We start from the raw sequence: 8,140 nt of genomic DNA, 5'->3' as shown, positions 1-8,140 counted from the left end.
CGTCGACGAGGTCGGAGGGCGCGGCGAGCCGCGTCTTCATGGCGGGGATCAGCGTCATGCCGCCCGACAGGAGCTTGGCATCGCCGTTCTTCAGCAGCTTGGCGGCCTCGGCAACCGAGGCGGCGCGGTGATAGTTGACCGAATACATGCTTGCTCCCTCCCTCAGTGCTTGGTCTTCGAACGGATCGCGGTCCACACCGTGGAGGGCGATGCCGGCATGGCGATGTCGGCGATGCCGATGGCGTCGGTGATGGCATTGATCACTGCCGGCGGTGAGCCGATGGCACCGGCCTCGCCGCAGCCCTTGATGCCCAGCGGATTGCTCGGGCAGGGCGTGTTCGAGGTCGAGACCTTGAACGACGGCAGGTCGTCCGCGCGGGGCATCGTATAATCCATATAACTCGCCGTCAGCAATTGACCGCTGGCGTCGTAGTAGGCGCCTTCCAGCAGCGCCTGGCCGACGCCCTGGGCGATGCCGCCATGCACCTGGCCCTCGACGATCATCGGGTTGATGATGTTGCCGAAATCGTCGGCGGCCACGAACTGGACGATCTCGGTCGACCCGGTCTCCGGATCGATCTCGACCTCGCAAATGTAGCAGCCGGCCGGGAAGGTGAAATTGGCCGGATCGTAGAACGCCGTCTCCTTGAGGCCCGGTTCCATGCCTGCCGGCAGATTGTGGGCGGTGTAGGCGGCGAGCGCCATCTGGAACCACGGCACGTTCTTGTCGGTACCGGCGACCTTCAACGCGCCGTTTTCGATGACGATGTCGCTCTCGTCGGCCTCGAGCAGATGCGCGGCGATCTTCTTCGCCTTGGCCTCGACCTTGTCGAGCGCCTTGGAGATCGCCGACATGCCGACTGCGCCCGAGCGCGAGCCGTAGGTGCCCATGCCCATCTGCACCTTGTCGGTGTCGCCATGGACGATCGACACGCTGTCGATCGGCACCCCGAAGCGCTGGTTGACCAGTTGCGCGAAGGTCGTCTCATGGCCCTGGCCATGGCTGTGCGAGCCGGTCAGCACCTCAATCGTGCCGACGGCGTTGACGCGCACCTCGGCTGATTCCCACAGGCCGACGCCGGCGCCGAGCGAGCCGACCGCCGCCGACGGCGCGATGCCGCAGGCCTCGATATAGCAGCTCATGCCGATGCCGCGCAGCTTGCCTTGCTTGGCGGCTGCGGCCTTACGCTTGGCAAAGCCCACATAGTCCGATGCCTTCATCGCCGCGTCGAGCGAGGCTCCATAGTCGCCGGCGTCATAGTTCATGATCACCGGTGTCTGGTGCGGGAAGGATGTGATGAAGTTCGCGCGTCGAAGCTCCGCCGGCGACACGCCGAGCTCGCGCGCGGCGGTCTCCATCGTGCGCTCCAGCAGATAGGTCGCTTCCGGCCGCCCTGCCCCGCGATAGGCATCGACGGGCGCCGTGTTGGTGTAGACGGTGCGAACGTTGGCGTGGATCGCCGGGATGTCGTACTGGCCCGACAACAGCGTGGCATAGAGATAGGTCGGCACGCAGGACGAGAACAGCGACATGTAGGCGCCAAGATTGGCGATCGTGTCGACCTTGAGGCCGGTGATGCGGTTGTTCCTGTCGAAGGCCATCTCCACCGTCGAGACATGGTCGCGGCCATGCGCATCCGAAAGGAAGCTCTCGGTGCGGTCGGCGACCCATTTCACCGGCACGCCGGTCTTCTTCGAGGCCCACAGGCAGACGATCTCTTCCGGGTAGATGTAGATCTTCGAGCCGAAGCCGCCGCCGACATCGGGGGCGATGACGCGCAATTTGTTCTCCGGCGCGATGTTGTAGAAGGCGCTCATCACCAGCCGCGCGACATGCGGGTTCTGCGATGTCGTCCAGCAGGTGTAATGATCCTCTGCCTTGTCGTAGTGGCCAAGCGCTGCCCTGGGCTCCATCGCGTTGGGCACCAGCCGGTTGTTGACGATCTTCATGCGGGTGACGTGCGCCGCGCCCTTGATCGCCGCGTCGACCGCCTTGGCGTCGCCGATCTCCCAGTCGAAGATCAGGTTGTTCTCGGCTTCGGTATGGATCTGCGACGCGCCTTTCTCCAGCGCCTTGGTCGCGTCGACCACCGCCTTCAGTTCCTTGTAGCTGATCTCGACAGCTTCGGCCGCGTCTCGCGCCTGGCCCTTGGTTTCGGCCACCACGATGACGACCGCATCGCCGACATAGCGGACCTTGTCGACGGCCAGCGGCGACCATGCGCCCATCTTCATCGGCGTGCCGTCCTTGGAATGGATCATCCAGCCGCAGATGAGGTTGCCGATGCCGTCGGCCTTGAGCTCCTTGCCGGTCAGGACGCCGATGACGCCCGGCATGGCTTGCGCCTTCTTGACGTCGATCTTCTTTATCTGCGCATGCGCGTGCGGGCTGCGCACGAACGCGGCATGCTTCATGCCGGGAACCACCATGTCGTCGACATAGCGGCCGGCGCCGGTGATGAACCGCTTGTCTTCCTTGCGCGCCACCCGGGCGCCAACACCTTCAATGCCCATTAGCAATTCCTCCGGAATTTAGGGGAGTAGGTCAGTAAGGGAGTAAGGCAGTAGGGAAATCGGCAGCGGGTTCGGTACGGCGTACTCACCTACTCCCTTACTGCCCTACTCCCTTACTCCCCTATCAAGCAGCTTGTTTCGCCTTGCCCTTGGCGCCCTTCGACATCGCCTTCGAGGCGGCGAGGATCGCCTTCACGATGTTGTGGTAGCCGGTGCAGCGGCAGATATTGCCTTCGAGCTCGGCGCGCACCGTGGCCTCGTCGAGGCCTTCCGGATGGCGCGCGATCATGTCGGTCGCCGTCATGATCATGCCCGGCGTGCAGAAGCCGCATTGCAGACCGTGATGCTCCTTGAACGCGGCCTGCACCGGGTGCAGGTCGGCGCCGTTGGCGAGCCCCTCGATCGTCACCACGCTCGACCCCGCGGCCTGCGCCGCCAGCATCGAGCAGGACTTCACCGCCCTGCCATCGAGATGCACTATGCAGGCGCCGCATTGCGATGTGTCGCAGCCGACATGCGTCCCGGTGAGGCCGAGAACCTCCCGCAGGAAATGAACCAGAAGCGTGCGGTCCTCGACGGCGCCGCTGACCCGTTTGCCGTTCACCGTCAACGATATGTCCGACATGAAACCTCCCTGGGTATTTTTTGCCTTGGTGTCCTGGCGCCGTTTCCTCCCGGCGCGCCGGCTGTTTGCTTGATGCCGCACAGAAATGCGGGAAAAAGTACACCGAGCCCCTCCACGGCGCGAGAATGCAGTTCGCCCGAAACGGCGCATATTGTACTTTCGGTCACGCCGGAGGGGGGCGGCCCATTGCCAAAGCCTCCCCTTGAAGACAACAATGCCTTCGACGCCGCGCGCCCGACGCGCACAAAAACACGTCGGAGGAAAACGCAGGAGAAGGCAGCTGGCCAGTTCGCGCACGCGCTATGCATGCGGCCTCTCGGCGCTCACCACGGATGAGCCCGACGCCGGCGCCTTTGCCCGTGCGGTCGCGGCGGAATCCGCGGCGATCGACGCCGGCTTCGCGCTGCTGTTCTTCTCCCAAAGCCTGGTCGATGCGGGGGTGCTGTCGGAAGCGCTGACGGAGCATGCGCCGGCGCTTGCCTATGCCGGCTGCTCGACCGCAGGCGAAATCACGCCGCAAGGCCTCGAGGAAGGCCACATCCTTGCCCTGCTCCTGCCTTCCGCCTCGTTCGCGACGGCCAGCATCATGGTCGACAATCTCTCTTCCTCGGGCATGGACAGGATCACCGGCGAGGTGGCGGCGCTCAGGCGCTCGCTGCGCGGCCGCGTCGGGCACGAACGGGCCAAGGATACCTTCGCGCTCTGCTTCATCGACGGGCTGTCCTATGCCGAGGAGGCAGTGACGTCGGCCATCCATTGGGGGCTCGACGGCATTCCGCTGATCGGCGGCTCGGCGGGCGACGATCTCAAATTCGAGACCACCACGCTGATCTCGAACGGCAAGGTCACCTCCGACAGCGCCATCATCATGCTGATCGCCACCGAAATCCCCTTCCACGTCTTCAAGACCGACAATTTCATCCCCACCGACGAGAAGCTGGTGGTGACCGCTTCCGACCCCGATCACCGCATCGTGCGCGAATTCAACGCCGTCAACGCCGCCGAGGAATATGCCGCCTCGGTGGGGATCCTGCCGCATACGCTGACGCCGCTGAGCTTCGCCTCGCATCCGGTGGTGGTGAAGGTGGGCGGCGAATATTACTGCCGCTCGATCCAGAGGATGCATGCCGACGGCTCGCTCTCCTTCTTCTGCGCCATCGACGACGGCGTCGTGCTCTCCATCGCCCAGCCGAAGAACATGGTGGAGGCGACGCGCGCCGCGCTCAGCGACGTCCGGGAGCGGCTGGGCGGCATCGACATGATCCTCGGCTTCGACTGCGTGCTGCGGCGGCTCGACGCGCGCAACCGCCAGGTGTTCAGGGATATTTCCGAACTCTACCGCGTCAACAACGTCATCGGTTTTGGCACCTACGGCGAACAGTACCGCTCGATGCACCTCAACCAGACCTTCACCGGCATCGCCTTCGGCGATCGCCTGGCCGCCGAATAGCGCGCGGGCCGCCCCATGCCGCTCCGGGATATCAACGACCTCGAAAAGCTGAAGAAGATCAACGCCGCCCTCGTCAGCCGCGTCGAGCGCTCGATGGACCAGCAGGGCAATGCCTTCTCGCTGTTCCAGACCGCGATCTCGCTGGAGAACCGGGTGCGCAACCGCACCGAGGAGCTGCACTCAACCCTGCGCCGGCTCGAGCAGACCAACATCGACCTCATCGCCGCCAAGGAAACCGCCGAGCTGGCGAACCTTTCCAAGACCAGGTTCCTGGCCGCCGCCAGCCACGACGTGCTGCAGCCGCTGAACGCCGCCCATCTCTCCGTCTCGGCGCTGGCCGAAGTGCAGACCAGCGAGGAAGGCAAGAAGCTTGTGCGCCAGGTCGAGCGCTCGCTGGAGACCATGGAGGACCTACTGCGCACGCTGCTCGATATCTCCAAGCTCGACGCCGGCGTGGTGCAGCCCGAGATCGGCGATGTCAGCCTGGAGGCGCTGTTTTCCTCGCTGCGTTCGGACTTCCTGCCGGAGGCGGAGAAGAAGGGCTTGTCGCTGAAATTCCGGCCGGTCCATGTCCTGGTGCGCTCCGACCGCACGCTGTTGCGCCGCATCCTGCAGAACATCCTGTCCAATGCGCTGCGCTATACCCGCTCCGGCGGCGTGCTGGTCGGCACCAGGCATCGCGGCGATATCATCCGCATAGACGTCGCCGACACCGGCTGCGGCATCGCCGACGACCAGCGCGAGGCGGTGTTCGAGGAGTTCCATCGTGGTAGCACGGCGCTCACCGACACCGGGCTTTCCGGCGGCGGGCTGGGACTGGGCCTCGCCATCGTACGCCGCATGGCGGCGGCGCTCGGCCATCCCGTGACGTTCTCGTCGAAGCTCGGCCGTGGCACCATCTTCCACATCGACGTTCCGGTCGGCATGGGGGCCGCGGCCGACGCGATCGTCAGCACGGCGGATCTGGAGCGGCCGCGCGGCTACGGCCTGTTCGGCACCAAGGTTTTGCTGGTCGAGAACGATGCCGACGTACTGCAGGCGATGACCTTCCTGCTCGAACGCTGGCAGTGCCAGGTGCGCGCCGCGACCTCGACCGACGATGCGCTCGATCTCCTCGGCGACACCGACTGGGTGCCCGACATCGTCATTGCCGACCAGCATCTCGACGGCGGCGACCTCGGCACCGCGACCATCGCCGAGGTCCGCGACTATCTCGGCCGCCCGGTGCCGGCGCTGATCGTCACCGCCGACGGCTCGGAACCTGTCGCCAAGGCCGCCCGCTCCGCCGGCATCGAGCTGATGCGCAAGCCGCTGAAGCCGGCGCAGCTTCGGGCGCTGCTGGCGCATTTGTTGGCTTAGGGCTGTCCTTGCAGATGCCTCTCAACCAAACCATCGTCTACAGAAACAACACAGATAGGGCGATCCGGATCGTCGTAGAGCCTTGGGCGCGCCAGTACCTGATCGATCCCACAGTAGAAGTGGAATTCCGATTCTTCGCCGAATCCGCTTCTGCCAATCGCATCGAAATCGAGGAAAGCGGAAAATATCTGTCCCTGTGGCCCCCGGATGGAGGAATTGTCCAACTTTTTGTCGATGGCCGCGAGCTTAAGCAAGTAGCTCAGGAGTGATCCAGAAATCGCAATGATAGTACAATTCCATGGCATCACATTCGACCTGGCTGCCGGATGGGAAGACATAACCGACGACGTTCCTGGAGCGTGGCCCCCTACCTTAGCCAAGGCATCGGGTGTCGGCGCTCTTCAATTCTCTATCGCCAAATATCGGAGCGGGGAAAAACCAAACGCGGGTTTCGATGTTCTTAGATCGTTCATGATCGAATTTTGCCACAACAACCTCATAGACACCAATCATATTTCGGAGGAGAAATTCGCAAGCACAATGAGTGTTGGCGTATTGTATCGGAAAGCAGATGAAACGTTGTCTGCTTGGTACTTGTCGAATGGGAACGATTTTGCTTTCGTGACCTATGTCGGCCTTGGCGAAGAAAGCGAGATTATGAATGAAGAACTGGATGAAGTGAGAGCAGTCGTTTCGTCGATATCGTTTTAGGGGCCTGTGGGTCTGTCGGAAATGAATTACGGTGACAGTGCACTTTTTCGTGCTCGCTCGGCGTTATCACCTGCAGGGTGATTGCAAACCTCAAAACCCCGCCTGATCCCGAAACAGCTCCGCATTGTCGAGCTTCGACACCTCGATCACCGCTTGCGTACGGCTGTAGACGTTGAGCTTGCGCAGGATTTCGGAGACATGCGCCTTCACCGTGGTCTCGCCGACCTGCAGCTCATAGGCGATCTGCTTGTTGAGCATACCCTGGCGCAGCATCTGGAGGACCCTCAGTTGCTGCGGCGTCAGCCGCGCCAGGCGCTGCACCATGTCGGCGCGGTCGACGCTGTCGGCGTCGGGCGCCTGGATCTCATAGGTCTCCGGCACATAGATCGCGCCATCCATCACCGAGCGGATGGCGGCGGCGAGATCGCTCTTACGCGCCGATTTCGGGATGAAGCCGGCCGCGCCGTAGGACAGCGCCTCGGAAATGATGCGCGGCTCCTCATAGCCCGAGACGATCACCACCGGCAGGCGCGGATGGCGGGTCCTGAGCTGCAGCAGCCCGTCGAACCCGTGAACGTCGGGCATGCTGAGGTCGAGCAGCGCGAGGTCGAACGGCTTCGGGCCGGCCAGCAGGTCGAGCGCCTCGGCGATCGAGCGCGCCTCGACCGTATCGACGTCCGGATAGGCCATCTGCACGGCGCTGTGCAGCGCCTCGCGGAACAGCGGATGGTCGTCGATGATCAGAAACCGGGCGCGATCGTTGACTGCGGTCATGATGTGGTCGCTTCACTTGCGCTCAGAATAGGATAATCCGGCAACCATGGCCAGATTATTGGCAAACAATACATCGCCATTCTTGCCGTCGATTGCAGTGCCCAGGCGGCGCCATACCCGCGAAAGTAAACGACATGCCGCCGGATGGCCCACAGCGCTGTTTCTTTTGGCCGCGACGATTTTTGAAACTCGGCGCGGCCTTGTTCCGCTGATGTCCAGCGGGCGCCCGCCGGCAGGACCAGTGCCTTGCAATTGCGCATCCCTTGCCCGGTGGCCCAATTCGGCCGAATGTGCCGGCCAGAAATATAGATTGAAAGAAGCGCATGACGGAATTCGTCCTCCCCTTGCCCGCAACACCGTCGGTTGCTGTCGCCGGCTCGCACGAACGCTTCGCGGTGCGCCGCATCTTCTGCGTCGGCCGCAATTACGCCGCGCATGCCCGCGAACTCGGCAATGACGAGCGCGATCCGCCCTTCTTCTTCACCAAGCCGGCCGACGCGGTGGTCGACAGCGGCGCCACCATCCCCTACCCGCCGCTGACCGCGAACCTGCATCACGAGATCGAACTGGTCGCGGCGATCGGCAATGCGGGCTTCCGCATTGCGCGCGACGAGGCGCTTGCCCATGTCTGGGGCTATGCCGTCGGCATCGACCTCACCCGGCGCGACCTGCAGGACCAAGCGAAGAAGGCGGCGCGCCCCTGGGAC

General features: G+C 63.6%; 10 protein-coding genes. 5 read left to right on the top strand and 5 right to left on the bottom strand.

From position 1 onward, the window contains the following. The 3 genes from EOA33_RS16160 to EOA33_RS16150 all read right to left on the bottom strand — a co-directional run. The coding region (locus EOA33_RS16160) for an FAD binding domain-containing protein (protein WP_190234287.1) at nt 1-148 on the bottom strand (148 nt) is incomplete at its 3' end. A 14-nt stretch (nt 149-162) separates the two neighbouring features. Then, nucleotides 163-2,514 (bottom strand): xanthine dehydrogenase family protein molybdopterin-binding subunit, encoded by a 2,352-nt coding sequence (locus EOA33_RS16155; RefSeq protein WP_126054175.1) that lies wholly within the window; start codon nt 2,512-2,514, stop codon nt 163-165. Between the two features lie 124 nt (nt 2,515-2,638). Further along, nucleotides 2,639-3,139 carry a (2Fe-2S)-binding protein gene (locus tag EOA33_RS16150; RefSeq protein ID WP_126054174.1) on the bottom strand — a complete coding sequence of 167 codons (501 nt, stop codon included), beginning with the start codon at nt 3,137-3,139 and terminating at the stop codon, nt 2,639-2,641. A 214-nt stretch (nt 3,140-3,353) separates the two neighbouring features. On the opposite strand from EOA33_RS16150, the gene EOA33_RS16145 reads away from it, so the two are divergent. The 4 genes from EOA33_RS16145 to EOA33_RS16130 are packed head-to-tail and all read left to right on the top strand — an operon-like array spanning nt 3,354 to nt 6,659. Then, a complete protein-coding gene (locus EOA33_RS16145; RefSeq protein WP_127406045.1) occupies nt 3,354-4,589 on the top strand; it encodes an FIST signal transduction protein in 1,236 nt (411 codons plus the stop codon). A gap of 15 nt (nt 4,590-4,604) precedes the next feature. Continuing rightward, a complete protein-coding gene (locus tag EOA33_RS16140; protein WP_126054172.1) occupies nt 4,605-5,948 on the top strand; it encodes a hybrid sensor histidine kinase/response regulator in 1,344 nt (447 codons plus the stop codon). A 14-nt stretch (nt 5,949-5,962) separates the two neighbouring features. After that, a complete protein-coding gene (locus tag EOA33_RS16135; RefSeq protein ID WP_145989166.1) occupies nt 5,963-6,217 on the top strand; it encodes a hypothetical protein in 255 nt (84 codons plus the stop codon). A 13-nt stretch (nt 6,218-6,230) separates the two neighbouring features. Then, entirely contained in the window at nt 6,231-6,659 is a 429-nt protein-coding gene (locus EOA33_RS16130; RefSeq protein ID WP_126054170.1) for a hypothetical protein, read from the top strand. Between the two features lie 90 nt (nt 6,660-6,749). Here EOA33_RS16130 and EOA33_RS16125 read toward each other — a convergent pair whose 3' ends face one another. Then, on the bottom strand, nt 6,750-7,433 hold the full coding sequence (locus tag EOA33_RS16125) for a response regulator transcription factor (RefSeq protein WP_126054169.1): 684 nt from the start codon (nt 7,431-7,433) through the stop codon (nt 6,750-6,752). A 12-nt stretch (nt 7,434-7,445) separates the two neighbouring features. After that, nucleotides 7,446-7,685, bottom strand: a complete 240-nt coding sequence (locus tag EOA33_RS16120; protein ID WP_126054168.1) for a hypothetical protein — start codon at nt 7,683-7,685, stop codon at nt 7,446-7,448. 71 nt (nt 7,686-7,756) lie between these two features. On the opposite strand from EOA33_RS16120, the gene EOA33_RS16115 reads away from it, so the two are divergent. Then, a partial coding sequence (locus EOA33_RS16115) for a fumarylacetoacetate hydrolase family protein (protein ID WP_190234286.1) occupies nt 7,757-8,140 on the top strand: 384 nt, incomplete at its 3' end.

The sequence above is a fragment of the Mesorhizobium sp. M4A.F.Ca.ET.050.02.1.1 genome (genome assembly GCF_003997725.1).
GTDB lineage: Bacteria > Pseudomonadota > Alphaproteobacteria > Rhizobiales > Rhizobiaceae > Mesorhizobium.
Note: the sequence above shows the minus strand (reverse complement) of the source record. Positions and strands in the feature narration are given on the sequence as shown.

Coding starts and splice junctions, on each gene's coding strand:
- EOA33_RS16155 (WP_126054175.1), bottom strand. CDS start 2,514: ATGGGCATTGAAGGTGTTGGCGCCCGGGTGGCGCGCAAGGAAGACAAG.
- EOA33_RS16150 (WP_126054174.1), bottom strand. CDS start 3,139: ATGTCGGACATATCGTTGACGGTGAACGGCAAACGGGTCAGCGGCGCC.
- EOA33_RS16145 (WP_127406045.1), top strand. CDS start 3,354: ATGCCTTCGACGCCGCGCGCCCGACGCGCACAAAAACACGTCGGAGGA.
- EOA33_RS16140 (WP_126054172.1), top strand. CDS start 4,605: ATGCCGCTCCGGGATATCAACGACCTCGAAAAGCTGAAGAAGATCAAC.
- EOA33_RS16135 (WP_145989166.1), top strand. CDS start 5,963: ATGCCTCTCAACCAAACCATCGTCTACAGAAACAACACAGATAGGGCG.
- EOA33_RS16130 (WP_126054170.1), top strand. CDS start 6,231: ATGATAGTACAATTCCATGGCATCACATTCGACCTGGCTGCCGGATGG.
- EOA33_RS16125 (WP_126054169.1), bottom strand. CDS start 7,433: ATGACCGCAGTCAACGATCGCGCCCGGTTTCTGATCATCGACGACCAT.